Source organism: Corynebacterium sp. H130 (assembly GCF_037572395.1).
Taxonomy (GTDB): Bacteria; Actinomycetota; Actinomycetes; order Mycobacteriales; family Mycobacteriaceae; genus Corynebacterium.
The window spans coordinates 308,175-322,326 of the sequence record NZ_JBBHLA010000002.1 but is presented as its reverse complement, the minus strand read 5'-3'; the positions used below and the strand labels follow the sequence as shown (position 1 = coordinate 322,326).

The following is a 14,152-nucleotide window of genomic DNA, read 5'->3' as shown; positions in this document are numbered from 1 at the left end:
ATCCCCCGATGGCTTCCGCGGCGTGCATGAGAAAAGCATGTCCAGCTGGTTCTCCCCCGAGTCCCCCTTAAATGGCCTGCTGGCGCATGCGATCTGCGACGGTTTCTTGTCGGAGCACTCCCGCTTCCCCCGTGCGGCGTCGCTGTGATGCTCGTCTCTATTATGACTTGTTGATAACGCCTATCAGAGCTGCACCTTAGGAATTGCTTCAGTGTGATTTCTTTTCCCGCGGTGTTGGTGATGAAAATCGACAAGAAGCTGAGGAATGTTGAACCGAGGGGGTATGAAGCCCGATTATCGGGGGTGTAAAGCATCACTTGAGGGTCCTGCTTAGACTTAATGACATGACAATAAACCCTGCTGATGCCCACGACATTATCAAAGTTCGTGGCGCTCGCGTCAACAATCTCAATGATGTCGATGTGGACATTCCGAAACGACGCCTCAATGTCTTCACTGGCGTCTCCGGTTCCGGCAAGTCGAGCCTCGTCTTCGGCACTGTCGCCGCGGAATCCCGCAGGTTAATCGATGAAACCTACTCCACCTTCATTCAGGGGTTCATGCCAACTCTTCCTCGCCCCGAGGTGGAATCGCTAGAGAACTTAAGCCCCGCGATCATCATCGACCAAGAGCGCATGGGAGCGAATTCCCGCTCTACTGTAGGTACCGCGACGGATGCGCACGCCATTTTGCGCCTGCTGTTTTCCCGCATGTCCGAACCGCATGTGGGCACCTCCAGCGCCTTTTCATTCAACCTTCCCGACGGCTGGTGCCCGACCTGTGAGGGCTCCGGCCAAGCAGCAACGCTCGATGAATCCAAGATCATTGACGAGTCGAAATCGTTGAACGACGGCGCCATCATGGCACCCGGCCACAACGTGGGGGAGTGGTACTGGAAGACCTACGGCGAAACGGGCCTGTTTGACCTGGACAAACCGATTAAGTGCTTCAGTAAGGATGACCGCGACATGCTCATGTACGCGGAGCCCCAAAAGATCAAGGTCAACGGCAAAAACACCTCCTACGAGGGCCTGATCACCCGCGTGCGTCGCCTCTGGATTGATCGCGCCGAGCCACCAAAGGCGAAGCAGATCGTGAACTTCGTGGCCGAGATTGCCACCACCTCTACCTGTCCCGATTGCCAGGGCACCCGCCTGAAGGAAGCGGCCCGTACGGCAACCGTCAATGGGAAAACCATCGGCGAGTTGGCTTCCATGCAGGTGAGTGACTTGCTGGGCTTCGTCGAAAAGCTTGGGGCTGAGGTTGGGCCGGCGCGCGACAACCTGCTCGGCATCCTGCGGTCCATGGTTGATATCGGCCTCGGCTACCTCAGCCTGGATCGCGAGGCGGGCACCCTGTCCGGCGGCGAGGCGCAGCGCGTGAAGATGATTCGGCACTTGGGATCTCCGCTGTCGGACGTTACCTATGTCTTTGACGAGCCGACCATCGGCCTGCACCCGCACGACATCGCGCGCATGAATTCGCTGCTTCACGACATTCGCGACAAGGGCAATACCGTCCTCGTGGTCGAACACAAGCCGGAGGTCATCCTGGCCGCCGACAACATCATCGACATCGGTCCAGGCAGTGGTAGCGATGGCGGCACCGTCGTGTTCACCGGCACCCCGGAAGAACTGAAGAGCTCCTCTTCGACCACTGCGCAGTACCTGCACACGCCACTGGCGCTCAAAGAGCCACGCACCCCAACCGGCGAGCTGACCATCGAGCACGTCACCCGCAACAACGTCCGCGACGTTACCGTCACCTTCCCGCTCGGCGTCCTCACCGCGGTTACGGGCGTGGCAGGTTCCGGCAAGTCCTCTCTGGTCGCGGCCGCGCTGGAGGGGCGTGACGACGTCCTCGTGGTCGACCAGTCCGCTATTCGCGGTTCCCGCCGCTCGAACCCAGCTACCTACACCGGCATTTTGGACAAAGTTCGCGCGAAGTTCGCCAAGGACAATGGCGTAAAACCAGCACTGTTTTCTTCGAACTCTGAGGGCGCTTGTCCAACCTGTAAGGGCCTCGGCGTGGTGTACGTGGACCTCAGCTTTACCGCGGGCGTGTCCACCACCTGCGAGGAGTGCGGTGGCAAGCGATTCAAGGATGAAGTGTTGCAGTACAAGGTCGAGGGCAAGGATATTTCCGAGGTGCTCGACATGTCTGTCGGGCAAGCTGTGAAGGTATTCAAAACGGGCGAAATTAATAAGGTTTTGAAGCGCCTGATTTCCGTGGGTCTGCCCTACATTAAGCTTGGCCAACCATTGACAACCCTGTCTGGTGGTGAACGTCAACGACTCAAACTCGCAGCTCGCATGATAGAAAAGGCGCCTATCATCGTTTTGGATGAGCCAACCTCCGGCCTCCACCTTGCTGACACCCAGACTCTAATTCAGATGATGCATTCCCTCGTCGACGACGGCCGCACCGTCATCGCCATCGAGCACAATCTGGCCGTGATGGCCGCCGCTGACCACATCATCGACATCGGCCCAGCAGCCGGACACGACGGCGGTCAGATCGTCTTCGAAGGATCCCCGAAGGATATGGTGAAGGCACAGACCACCACTGCCGAATACCTAAAGAAAGCGATCTAAATGATCCCCAGCCTGGACGACCTCATCGAGCGCTCTCACGTTGTCAGCCTGCCCCTGCGCGTGAAATTCCGTGGCATCACCACTAGGGAAGCCCTGCTCATTGAAGGTCCCGCAGGCTGGGGCGAATTCAGCCCTTTCAAGGAATACGGCCCGTCGGAGGCCTCACACTGGCTCGCCTGTGGCATCGAGATGGCCTACCAGGGCCCACCTGAGTTGCAGCGCGACAAGGTGGAGGTCAACGGCACCATCCCAGCGATCGAACCGGAGCGAGTCCCCGAGCTGCTGGAACGCTACCCAGGCTGCATGACCATCAAGGTGAAGGTAGCGGAAAAAGGCCACACGCTGGAGATGGACCGAGCCCGCGTCGAAGCTGTCCGGCAGGCTCGGCCAGGCGCGAAAATCCGCATCGATGCCAACACCGGCTGGAGCATCGACCAAGCGGAAGAAGCGGCCAAGACCTTTGGCCCCCTCGACTACCTGGAACAACCCTGCGCCACCCTAGAAGAACTCAAAGAATTGCGCACCCGCCTGCAACGCCAGGGCATCTTCCAACGCATCGCAGCAGATGAGTCCATCCGCAAGGCCGACGACCCCTTCAAGGTGGTCGATATGCGCGCTGCGGATGTGGGAGTGGTGAAGGCCGCTCCGCTGGGTGGGGTGAGGCGCCTGTTGGCCGTCGCCAAGCACCTGCGCAGCCACGGTATGGATGTGACGGTCTCGAGTGCGCTGGATACCGCGGTGGGACTGAATGCCGGTATCGCTGCGGTAGCGGCGCTGCCGAGCCACGATGACGACGACCTCATCGACGTACCACCCGCACCCGCAGGACTCGGAACAGGCAGTTTGTTCTTGGAAGATGTGGCGGAGCCCCGCGAACTGTACGACGGATTTTTGGACGCCGCGCCGGTCGTGCCAGATCGTGCCCGGCTCGCCGAGTTCAAAGCTGACGCAGAGACAACGCGCTGGTGGCTCGAAAGGCTGCGAGCAACGCATGAGGAGCTCGCACGCCACACCCACTAAACTGGGGTCCCATGACTGCTGTGGATGTTGCTTCCGCCCTCGTTGCCGAACTTCGCGCTCAGGGGATGACCGACGTTGTTGCCTGCCCGGGCTCGCGAAATGCGCCGCTTTTGATGGAGCTCGCCCGCTCCGACCTGCGCCTGCACATGCGTATCGACGAGCGCAGCGCCGCCTTCCTCGCCCTTGGCATCGCCCGTGTTCAGCGTCGCCCGGTCGCCGTGGTGATGACTTCGGGTACTGCCGTTGCCAACACGTTGCCCGCTGTGATCGAAGCTCGCCTGGCCGGTGTTCCGCTGATGATCCTTTCCGCGGATCGCCCGCGCCACTTCGTGGGAACCGGTGCCAGCCAAACCATTGAGCAGTTTGGACTGTTTGAGCCGTATGCGACCACCTTCGGCATTGATGTTGATACCCGTCCAGAGGTGGCTGCCGCGACGCTTCGACGCGCGCTTTCTTACCCGCAGTCGCACGTCAACGTTGCGTTCCGAAACCCGCTGGTCGGCGCACCGGAAGAGACACCTGCGGAGCACCGCGAAATTGCTCAAGGTGCCACTGACTGGGGTGAGGTCGAGCTTGACCTCAGCGAAGACACCCTGGTCATCGCAGGCGATGGGGCGTGGTCCGTCCCAGGCCTGGAGGACGTTCCAACGATCGCCGAACCTACCGCTCCGGCGCCACACAACCCGATTCACCCGCTGGCTGCGTCTGTGTTCAGCAAGCAGCAGGTTTCCGGCGAAGGCTACGTGGTGGACACCAAGCCAAAGCACATCGTCATCGTGGGGCATCCGACCCTGCACCGCGAAGTGTTGGCATTGGCCCAGGACAAGGACATTGACATCACTGTGCTCACTCGCACGGCCGACTATCACGACCCAACTGGTGTGGCGCGCCGGGTAGCTTCCCGTGTGAAGGTCAGCGGTGAGCCGACGAAGCAGTGGCTGAAGATCGCCGAAGCAGCCTCGGAACTTGCCATCGAAGCAGTACGAGAAGGACTGGAAAAAGTCGAAGAATTTACGGGCCTGCACGCTGCGGCCGCTGTGGCCGATACCCTCGGCACCGGCGATACCATCGTGATCGGTGCCTCCAACCCGATTCGCGATATGTCCTGGGTAGGCATGCCTTTTGATGGTGTGAGTGCTTACGCTCCCCGTGGCGCCGCTGGTATCGACGGAACCGTTAGCCAGGCCGTCGGCGTCGCGCTTGCCACCCAAGCTATGCACCCAGCTGAGATCCGCGCCCCGCGCACCGTCGCGCTGCTCGGCGATGTCACCTTCCTCCACGACATCGGCGGCCTGCTCATTGGTCCCGATGAACCGCGCCCGGAGAACCTCACCATTGTGGTCGCCAACGACAACGGCTGCGGCATCTTCGAAACACTCGAACAGGGCGCCGAGGAGTACCGCGACCGCTTCGAGCGCGTCTTCGGCACCCCACACGACGCCCAGATCGAGGACCTTTGCACCGGTTACGGCGTCGCCTACTCTCGCGCCGAATCTCTTCCCGAACTCATCGAGCAGCTTGTCGACGCCATCGACGGCCCACCCGAGTTCCGCGTGATTGAGGCAGTGACGGTGCGTTCGGGCAGGCGCTCGTTGCATGAGTCCATCAAGAAGTCTGTGGCTTGGTAAGGCACGCATGCTGAGATTCCATCGTCGCCTTACCCAGCTGGTGCTCATTTTGTACCTGTGCATCGTGGTGGGCTGCTTTGCCCTGGTAGTGGGGCCACTCATTGGTGACCGTGAAATCAACGAACATCACGGCCGGGCGCTGGCCAGGGTGACGTCGGTGTCGGCTTTTCGCACGACGGTCGATTATCAGGATGAATCGGGTCTCTACCACTCGCCACGCACAGGCGTGCTGTATCCCGGTGGCCTTGGTGAGGGACAGCGAGTGTGGGTCGACTACTCGAAGAAGAACCCTGAGCTAGTCAAAGTGGAGGGGCGTACCTGGAAGCTCGCGCTGTTGCCTGCGACCAGTGTGTTTTTTGTCTCTTCTGCACTGTTTGCCCTGATCCTGGTTGCGCTTGGCCGTTGGCGACGGGCGCTGGAGCGCGTGGTTGAGGTTACCGCGCGGGGGTAGGGTCTAGGATGGCCTGGGTTCCAAAGCGTTTTCAAAAATTCGCTTGGACTTAACCTGCCGACAAGGTGTTGGTGGCTTTCAAAGGAGAATATGGCTCACATGCGTGTCGCAATTGTTGCCGAATCATTCCTGCCAAATGTCAACGGAGTGACCAACTCCGTGCTGCGGGTGCTGGAGCACCTGCATGCGAACGGCCACGAGGCCCTGGTTATTGCGCCGGGCGCCCGCGACTTTGAAGAAGAAATCCCTGAATACCTGGGTTTTGAGATCTTCCGTGTTCCGACCATCATGGTCCCACTGATCAACTCCCTGCCTGTCGGCGTCCCAATTCCGGCGGTTACTCAGGCACTTCGCGCTTTTGACCCAGACATCATCCACCTGGCATCCCCATTTGTGCTCGGTGGCGCAGGCGCTCTCGCTGCGCGTCAGCTGCGCATTCCAGCGATCGCGATCTACCAGACCGATGTCGCGGGCTTCGCCACGAAGTACAAGCTCACCATGCTGGCAGCAGCGAGCTGGGAGTGGACCCGCACGCTGCACAACATGTGCCAGCGCACCCTGGCGCCGTCCTCGGTCACCATTGCCGAGTTGGAGAGCCACGGCATCAATGAGATCTACCACTGGGGACGCGGCGTCGACACCGTCCGTTTCCACCCTTCGAAGCGTTCCGAGGAACTGCGCCGCGCCTGGGACCCAACCCGCTCCAAGCGCATCGTCGGCTTCGTCGGCCGACTGGCGGCGGAGAAGGGTGTCGATAGGCTCGAGGCCCTCGCACACCGCTCCGACCTGCAGCTGGTCATCGTCGGTGACGGCCCGGAGCGTCAGCGCCTCGAAAAGCTCTTGCCGACGGCCGTGTTCATGGGATCTCTCGGCGGTGAAGAACTTGCTCGCGCCTACGCCAGCCTCGATCTGTTTGTTCACACCGGCGAATTTGAAACCTTCTGCCAGGCCATCCAAGAAGCGCACGCCTCCGGCGTCCCAACGATTGGCCCTCGCGCCGGTGGCCCGATTGACCTGATCACCCCGGGCGTGGACGGCGACCTTCTGGACGTGGAAACCTTCACCGAAGAACTTCCTGACGCCGTTGACCAGATCCTCGATCCGCGTCGCTACGACCGCTACGCTGCCGCCTCCCGCAACACGGTGCGCACTAAGACGTGGGAGAGCCTGTGCGAGCAGCTGCTCAAGCACTACGCAGCCGTTATCGAAGAGTCCAAGCGCGTCCCTCTCACCATCTTCGGTCCTCGCCCAGAGCTACCACTGTGGGCAGCCAAGGCACTCGGCGCCCGCGTGGACTAGTACGCTTGAGGCGTGGCTAAAAAAGGAATCAAGGCAACGCTGGACAAGCAGCCTATCGACGTCGCTCGGATGTTTGACCAAGTAGGCAAAAACTACGACATCACCAACACCGTCTTGACGATGGGCATCGACGCCCAGTGGCGTCGCCGCACGCGCGAACGCCTAGCCCTCAAACCCGGCGAACTCGTTCTTGACCTCGCCGCCGGCACCGCCGTGTCCACCGAAGAACTCGCAAAATCGGGCGCTACCTGCATCGCCTGCGATTTCTCCCTCGGCATGCTCGCCGCCGGCACACACCGCGACGTCCCCAAAGTAGCCGGCGACGGCATGAAGCTGCCCTTCCCGGACAACACCTTCGACGCCGTCACCGTCTCCTACGGCCTCCGCAACATCCACGACCACGAAGCCGCCATCCGCGAACTCGCTCGCGTCACCAAACCAGGTGGTCGCCTCTGCATCGCCGAATTCTCGACGCCCATCATCCCGGTATTCTCCCAGGCCTACGCACTCGTGCTCCGCGTACTCCCAGCAATCGCACGAGCAGTGAGCTCCAACCCCACCGCCTACGAATACCTCGCCGACTCAATCCGAGCCTGGCCAGATCAAGAAGAACTAGCGCGCCGCATCAACCGCAACGGTTGGGAAGGCGCTGGTTGGCAGAACCTCACCTTTGGTGTTGTTGCTCTGCACTCCGCCACCAAGCCTGTATAAGGAAATCTTTCCCGTCTTTGGGCTACCCATCCTGGGGTTTTGCCCCAAAACCTGTCCAAACAGGGGATGTTTTTCCTTCCGCCCGAAATCTTTCCCGTCTTTGGGCTACCCATCCTGGGGTTTTGCCCAATTTCTGGTCCAATTACGGGAAAGATTTCCCCCACAGCGGCGCTTCGGAGCGCGCCCCGCTGAGATACTTCCCGGCTTTCCGCCAGCTCCAGGACACTACGTCTTTGTCTTCCTCGGTGACGAGGTTGCCCATGAGTCGCGCTGCTGATTGCATGAGCACAGGTACGCGCAGTCCGATTGGCCCGAATACAGGCAGGAATTGTGGGTAGGTGAGTGCGCGGGCGAGGGTGCGTGCCAGGAGGAATGCTTCGCCGTAGTGTTCTCGCAGCACGTGTGGCCATACGAGGGTCAAATCTTTTGTCGTGGTGCATAGCTGTGCTGCTAGTTCTGCGGTTTCGAGGGCGTAGTCGATGCCTTCGCCGTTGAGAGGGTTGACGCAGGCTGCGGCGTCGCCAATGAGCATCCAGTTAGGTCCTGCCACGTTGGTGACTGCGCCTCCCATTGGGAGCAAGGCTGAGGCGACGTTTTCTGGTGTGCCGAAGGACCACTCGGATTCCAGCGATAAGGCGTATTCGCGAAGTACCTTCTTGGTGTTCAGGCGTGCTGGTCGCTTGTCGGTGGAGAGGGCTCCGCAGCCGACGTTGGCGGTGCCGTCGCCGAGTGGGAAGATCCAGCCGTAGCCTGGTTGTGCGATTCCGTCGGAGCGTAGCTCTAGGTGGGAGTGGATCCATGGTTCGTCGGCAAGCGGGGTGGTGCAGTAGGAGCGGGCGGCGATGCCGTATACCTCGCCGCGGTGCCAGGTGCGTCCGAGTTGCTTGCCGAAGGTGGAGCGCACGCCATCAGCCACAATCACGTGCCGTGGTCGCACGCGCTTGTCGACGCCCTCGTGGGTCACCGTAACTTCCGTGATTCGGCTGGTTATGACGGGGGAGTGGACTGTTGCGCCCAGCCAGGTGGTGACTTCTGGTTGCGCTGCCGCATGCTTGACCAAGAGGTGGTCGAGTTCGGTGCGTCGGCAGGCGGAGCCTACTTGGCCGAAGGGGGAGTCGGGCCATGGGGCGGTGACGGAGCCGCCGAACCCGTGGAGTTTGAGGCCATTGGATTGGTAGCGCTCGGTGATGTGGTCGAGCAAGCCCATCTTGGCCAATTGGTGTGTTGCGCGTGGGGTGAGTCCATCGCCACAGGTCTTATCGCGAGGGAATTCTTCAGCGTCGATAAGCAATGCAGATAAACCCTGCTTGGCTGCAAAAAATGCGGCGGCTGATCCCGCCGGGCCCGCGCCGACAATGAGGACGTCTGTGTCAATGGTTGTGCTCACGGCTTCCATTGTGGCAAGGATTCCTGCAAAACACTTACCCGGGGTGTGTAAGCAGGAATTGTTTAAGCTACCGTAGATATCTAACTACTACATCCGTTTGACCCCTTGTCACCTTCACGAGGGGTTGCATGCAGAAATTCGAGGGCAACGACGTATGAGCAACGGCCAGGCCGGTGTGTCGACCACTGGCGACCAGCCAGCAGAGCTTATTACCCAGGTGACCGCGGCGGAAGGGAAATCTCCGCAGATTTCACTCGGAGATTCTGAGCTTGAGGTAGCCATCAACCAGGGATTGTCCGAGGTTGAAGACTACCTGTATGCCGAGCTTGCTCGCGGTGAAAGTTTTGTCACCGATAAGGTGCTGCACCTGGCACAGGCCGGGGGCAAGCGCTTCCGTCCGATGTTCGCCCTGATGGCCTCGCAGTATGGTCCGAAGCCGGGCTGCATGGATGTGGTGAAGGCTGCCACCGTCGTTGAGATGACGCATCTGGCGACGCTGTACCACGATGACGTCATGGACGAGGCGGACAAGCGTCGTGGCGTCGATTCTGCCAATGCGCGCTGGAATAACTCGGTTGCCATTCTCGCCGGTGACATCCTCCTCGCGAATGTTTCCCGCATCATGGCGGAATTAGGCGTGGAAACTGTCGCACACTTCGCCGAGACATTCCATGACCTGGTCACCGGCCAAATGCGCGAAACGGTGGGCCCTGAGGGGCGCAACCCCATTGATCACTACATGGACGTGATCCGCGAAAAGACCGGCGTTCTCATCGCCTCTGCTGGCTACCTTGGCGCACTTCATGCTGGCGCCACTCCCGAGGTGCGTGACGCCCTCCGAAACTTCGGCTACGACATCGGCATGGTGTTCCAGATCGTCGATGACATCATCGACATCTTCTCCGACTACTCTCAGTCCGGAAAGAACCCAGGCACCGACCTTCGCGAAGGCGTCTTCACCCTCCCCGTCCTCTACGCACTCGAGGAAGAGGGCCCAGTGGGCGACCAGCTGCGCGCCAAGCTCACCGGCCCAATCGGTGACGACGACGCCCTTCTCGACGAAATCCTCACCCTCCTCGGCCAGTCCACGGGCCGCCAGCGCGCGCTTGACGACGTCCACGCGCTCCTCGCCAAGGCCGAGGCGGAACTGGCGAAGTTGCCATCCGGACCTGCCACTGAAGCGCTGACCACTCTGGCCCGAATGACGGTCGCACGCGTCGGCTAATTTCTATGGGATGACCTGCCGATTTGCTTCCCGGTAGGTTGTTCATAGTAGAGTGTGTAACGCACCTTGGTGCACGCCAGATTGCCCGAGCGGCCAAAGGGAGCGGATTGTAAATCCGTCGGCATTGCCTACGTTGGTTCGAATCCATCATCTGGCACCCTGGAGAGCCCGCCTCACTCACATTGTTGAGTGAGGCGGGTTTTTCTTTGTCTGCACTTCCTGGCTTTCGAGCGTGTTTGCCTTGAGGGTTTGCCTCGCGTGTTTGACGAGTCTGTTTTGACGAGGATTGCAGGATGGCGGTTGGGGGCGGAGCGAACGACCTTGAATTCTCGTCCAAACGTTCTCGTCAAACATGGGGCTGCTGAAGTGTGTTGCAGGTGTTTAGCTGGGCTGGGTTTTCTCCTGAGCGTTTTGACGAGTCTGTTTTGACGAGGATTGCAGGATGGTGGTTGGGGGCGGAGTGAACGACCTTGAATTCTCGTCCAAACGTTCTCGTCAAACTAAGGCCACATGGAGCATCGCAACAGGCATGAAACAGATAGAGTAAAAACTGGCTCTGACCACCTGATTTGTAAAGTAAAGCAAAGTACGGTTATTCTACTCAAGGCTTCAACGGAGCGGGCAGGTAAAACTGCCAGGCACAAAGAAGCTGTGCCCCCTTAGCTCAGTCGGCAGAGCGTTTCCATGGTAAGGAAAAGGTCGACAGTTCGATTCTGTCAGGGGGCTCTGTTCTTTTTCTGGCTTAGGCTATGAAGATGAACGTGGCGGTGTAGCTCAGTGGTAGAGCAAACGACTCATAATCGTTGTGTCGCGAGTTCAATTCTCGCCATCGCTACTGAAGCTAGCGAAATTGTCCCTGGTGCCGTGAGGTGCGGGGACTTCTTTGCAAGATGCTTCATCGCAAGTCACCTTGGTTATTGTCTGAATTTTTGAAATGCAGACAGTTTGTAGCTAAAGTGGTTCCGTACTGCTCAATTTCGAGCGGTGCATGAAGGGGCGTAGCTCAATTGGCAGAGCAACGGTCTCCAAAACCGTAGGTTGCAGGTTCGATTCCTGTCGCCCCTGCAAGGAAACCTTCATCAGTTAATCAAGGAGCTCAATCGGTGTCTGAAGATCGACAGCCAGAAAACGTGGCGGCAGCTGCTCGCCCTGCTGGTAAGCGTCAGGTCACTGGAGCTTCCACGACCTCTACTGCTCAGCTTGAGGCTAAGAAGGTTGCCCGTACCTCTGATGACGAGAAGGTTGGTGGCGGTGTCGCTGCTTTCTTGCCAGAGGTTGGTTCTGAGCTCAAGAAAGTTATCTGGCCTACTGCAAAGCAGATGGCAACGTACACTATCGTTGTGTTCCTGTTCCTTATCTTCATGACTGCCCTGGTTGCAGGAGTTGACTTCCTGGCTGGCCTCGGAGTTGAAAAGATCTTCGTGCAGTAACTAGAATCAAATCTCAAACATCCCGCCGAATGCCCCCAGGGTACGGCGGGATAATTTATTGCCCTGGTCTTCGAGGGTAGACTTACGAACAAACCGGCTTCGAAAAGAAAGTACACAATGAGCGACGAATTCACTCCTGATACTGATCTCACTGATGCTGCACAGGCAGCAGAGGCGAAGGAACAGGCCACTGACGCTGAACTCGCACAGGCTGCTGAGGCTCTTGGCGATACCGACGTCAGCGCCGAGGATGCCGCTCTTGCCGAGTACAAGACCCGCCTGCGCGCGTACATCAAGGAGCTGAAGAAGCTCCCAGGCCAGTGGTACATCATTCAGTGCTACTCCGGCTACGAGAACAAGGTGAAGACCAACCTGGACATGCGTGCCCAGACCCTTGAGGTAGAGGACTCCATCTACGACGTCGTCGTTCCGATCGAAGAGGTCACCGAAATTCGCGACGGCAAGCGCAAGCTGGTCAAGCGCAAGCTGCTCCCGGGTTACGTTCTCGTTCGCATGGACGTCAACGACCGCTCCTGGTCCGTTGTTCGCGACACCCCGGGCGTGACTTCCTTCGTGGGCAACGAGGGCAACGCCACCCCGGTCAAGCACCGCGATGTTGCAAAGTTCCTCATGCCACAGACTGCACCTGCAGAGGGCGAAGCCGACACCACCAACGCCGAAGGCGAGAAGGTCATCGCTCAGCCAATGAGCGAAGCAAAGCAGAAGGCACAGACCGACTTCGAGGTCGGCGAAGCAGTCACCATCCTCACCGGCGCACTGGCATCTGTTTCTGCAACCATCTCCGAGATCGACGCAGACTCCGGCAAGCTCCAGGCACTGGTGTCCATCTTCGGTCGCGAGACCCCAGTCGAGCTTACGTTTGACCAGGTAGAGAAGATCTCCTAATTCAGTAAGTTCAGCGCCCGCCGTCGAAAAGCCAGCGATTTGGTTCGACGGCGGGCGTTGGCGTAGGGTAGAACCTCGCGTGTCCTAATCTGGCGCGCCCATAATCATCCCCGGTGGCTCATAGAAATAAGGGCATCCGGACGTTTCCTGAGGCAATCATCGAAGGCCTCAGGAGGCGGTACCACGGAAAGAAGGTAATTCGATGGCTAAGAAGAAGGTCACTGGCCTCATTAAGCTGCAGATCCAGGCAGGCGCTGCAAACCCAGCTCCTCCAGTTGGCCCAGCACTCGGTGCACACGGCGTTAACATCATGGAATTCTGCAAGGCTTACAACGCAGCGACTGAATCCCAGCGCGGCAACGTTGTGCCTGTTGAGATCACCGTCTACGAAGACCGCTCCTTCGACTTCAAGCTGAAGACCCCACCTGCTGCCAAGCTGCTGCTCAAGGCTGCTGGCCTGCAGAAGGGCTCTGGCGTTCCTCACACCCAGAAGGTCGGCTCCGTGACCTGGGATCAGTGCCGTGAGATCGCTACCACCAAGAAGGAAGACCTCAACGCTAACGACGTCGAGGCAGGCGCACGCATCATTGCCGGTACTGCTCGTTCCATGGGCATCACCGTCGAGGGCCAGTAATTAATCAACAACCGTGGTAGGGCCCGCTTCGGCCCGCACCACAGTTTTCTTGTAAAGGAAAAACCAAATGAGCACCAAGTCTAAGGCTTACAAGGCTGCTGCCGAGCTTATCGACGCCGGCCGCATCTACTCCCCACTCGAGGCTGCAAAGCTCGTCAAGGAGACCTCTTCCAAGAACTTCGACGCTTCCGTCGACGTTGCAATCCGCCTGGGCGTTGACCCACGCAAGGCTGACCAGCTCGTTCGTGGCACCGTTAACCTGCCACACGGCACCGGTAAGACCGTTCGCGTTGCAGTTTTCGCTGAAGGCGAGAAGGCTACCGAGGCTGAGGCAGCAGGCGCTGACATCGTTGGCACCACCGAGCTGATCGAGCAGATCACCGCTGGCACCATCGACTTCGACGTTGCTATCGCAACCCCAGACCAGATGGCCAAGGTTGGTCGCGTTGCACGTGTCCTCGGTCCTCGTGGCCTCATGCCAAACCCTAAGACCGGTACCGTGACCACCGACGTTGCTAAGGCAATCGAAGAGGTCAAGGGCGGCAAGATCTCCTTCCGCGTCGACAAGGCTGCTAACCTGCACGCTCTGATCGGCAAGGCGTCCTTCGACGCTGAGAAGCTGGCTGAGAACTACGGTGCGCTCATCGACGAGCTCATGCGCCTCAAGCCTTCTTCCGCCAAGGGCGTCTACCTGAAGAAGATCACCATGTCTTCCACCACCGGCCCAGGCCTCCCAGTGGACCCATCTGTTCTTAAGAACTACGCTGGCTAATCTTTAGCCGGGTCAAAAATGACCCCGTTGTGCAGTAACTCTGCGCAGCGGGGTCTTTTTGCTATTTCGGGAACAAAAAGTGGGTTATGCGACTC

Annotated in this window: 12 protein-coding genes and 4 tRNA genes; 15 read left to right on the top strand and 1 reads right to left on the bottom strand. The window is 59.3% G+C overall.

Translation table 11 applies throughout. From position 1 onward, the window contains the following. The first annotated feature begins 344 nt into the window (after positions 1-344). From WG939_RS05170 to WG939_RS05145, 6 genes are all read left to right on the top strand, one after another. Positions 345-2,594, top strand: a complete 2,250-nt coding sequence (locus WG939_RS05170) for an excinuclease ABC subunit UvrA (RefSeq protein ID WP_339983369.1) — start codon at positions 345-347, stop codon at positions 2,592-2,594. After that, a complete protein-coding gene (locus WG939_RS05165; protein WP_339983367.1) occupies positions 2,595-3,614 on the top strand; it encodes an o-succinylbenzoate synthase in 1,020 nt (339 codons plus the stop codon). An 11-nt stretch (positions 3,615-3,625) separates the two neighbouring features. Further along, on the top strand, positions 3,626-5,242 hold the full coding sequence (gene menD, locus WG939_RS05160; protein WP_339983365.1) for a 2-succinyl-5-enolpyruvyl-6-hydroxy-3-cyclohexene-1-carboxylic-acid synthase: 1,617 nt from the start codon (positions 3,626-3,628) through the stop codon (positions 5,240-5,242). Between the two features lie 7 nt (positions 5,243-5,249). Next, the gene (locus WG939_RS05155; RefSeq protein WP_339983363.1) at positions 5,250-5,693 is read left to right on the top strand and encodes a DUF3592 domain-containing protein; all 444 of its coding nucleotides are present in this window, start codon (positions 5,250-5,252) and stop codon (positions 5,691-5,693) included. 99 nt (positions 5,694-5,792) lie between these two features. After that, positions 5,793-6,992, top strand: a complete 1,200-nt coding sequence (locus WG939_RS05150; protein ID WP_339983361.1) for a glycosyltransferase family 4 protein — start codon at positions 5,793-5,795, stop codon at positions 6,990-6,992. A gap of 27 nt (positions 6,993-7,019) precedes the next feature. Next, positions 7,020-7,703, top strand: a complete 684-nt coding sequence (locus WG939_RS05145; protein ID WP_339983750.1) for a demethylmenaquinone methyltransferase — start codon at positions 7,020-7,022, stop codon at positions 7,701-7,703. Between the two features lie 142 nt (positions 7,704-7,845). Here WG939_RS05145 and WG939_RS05140 read toward each other — a convergent pair whose 3' ends face one another. Further along, positions 7,846-9,099, bottom strand: coding sequence for a geranylgeranyl reductase family protein (locus WG939_RS05140; protein ID WP_339983359.1), 1,254 nt, complete (start codon positions 9,097-9,099; stop codon positions 7,846-7,848). A gap of 145 nt (positions 9,100-9,244) precedes the next feature. Between WG939_RS05140 and WG939_RS05135 the strand changes: the two genes are divergently transcribed. The 9 genes from WG939_RS05135 to rplA all read left to right on the top strand — a co-directional run bounded on the left by WG939_RS05135 (position 9,245) and on the right by rplA (position 14,057). Beyond that, complete coding sequence (locus WG939_RS05135; RefSeq protein WP_339983357.1) at positions 9,245-10,315, top strand: polyprenyl synthetase family protein; 1,071 nt, start codon at positions 9,245-9,247, stop codon at positions 10,313-10,315. A 75-nt stretch (positions 10,316-10,390) separates the two neighbouring features. Next, positions 10,391-10,472, top strand: a tRNA-Tyr gene (locus tag WG939_RS05130). A 496-nt stretch (positions 10,473-10,968) separates the two neighbouring features. Next, positions 10,969-11,041, top strand: a tRNA-Thr gene (locus WG939_RS05125). A gap of 37 nt (positions 11,042-11,078) precedes the next feature. Next, positions 11,079-11,150 (top strand) — tRNA-Met (locus tag WG939_RS05120). Between the two features lie 157 nt (positions 11,151-11,307). Continuing rightward, positions 11,308-11,380, top strand: a tRNA-Trp gene (locus WG939_RS05115). A gap of 38 nt (positions 11,381-11,418) precedes the next feature. Further along, on the top strand, positions 11,419-11,745 hold the full coding sequence (gene secE / locus WG939_RS05110) for a preprotein translocase subunit SecE (RefSeq protein ID WP_339983355.1): 327 nt from the start codon (positions 11,419-11,421) through the stop codon (positions 11,743-11,745). A 117-nt stretch (positions 11,746-11,862) separates the two neighbouring features. Then, positions 11,863-12,651 (top strand): transcription termination/antitermination protein NusG, encoded by a 789-nt coding sequence (gene nusG / locus WG939_RS05105; RefSeq protein ID WP_339983353.1) that lies wholly within the window; start codon positions 11,863-11,865, stop codon positions 12,649-12,651. A 202-nt stretch (positions 12,652-12,853) separates the two neighbouring features. Then, on the top strand, positions 12,854-13,285 hold the full coding sequence (rplK, locus tag WG939_RS05100) for a 50S ribosomal protein L11 (RefSeq protein ID WP_339983351.1): 432 nt from the start codon (positions 12,854-12,856) through the stop codon (positions 13,283-13,285). A 67-nt stretch (positions 13,286-13,352) separates the two neighbouring features. After that, on the top strand, positions 13,353-14,057 hold the full coding sequence (rplA, locus tag WG939_RS05095) for a 50S ribosomal protein L1 (protein WP_339983349.1): 705 nt from the start codon (positions 13,353-13,355) through the stop codon (positions 14,055-14,057). The last annotated feature ends 95 nt before the right edge of the window (positions 14,058-14,152 follow it).